Raw genomic sequence first — 252 nt, forward strand, 5'->3', positions numbered from 1 at the left:
TGGCTCAAGCGCGCCGTGCGCCGCCAGCGCGCCGTCGTCGAGGCCTATCCGAACTGTGCCGCCTCCGAAGCCTTCCGCACGCTCGCGCGCAAGGCCGAAAGCTGGGGCCTGCCGGCCGGCGCGCGCGGCAATCTCGAATTCTTCGTCGAGCGTCTCGTCAACACCGCGGCGGGTGGCGTGCTGCCGCCAGCCGGCCTGATCGGAGCCTGAGCATGACTGCAGCCCTGAACGCCTATGCGACCGGAGGCCGGC

At 71.8% G+C, this 252-nt stretch carries 1 pseudogene; it reads left to right on the forward strand.

The features are described from left to right. A pseudogene (locus ACZ3HH_RS30770) lies at window positions 1-210 on the forward strand (hypothetical protein); the annotation flags it as partial. Window positions 211-252: the final 42 nt, after the last annotated feature.

Source organism: Pseudomonas sp. PME37.24/025, from assembly GCF_055556615.1.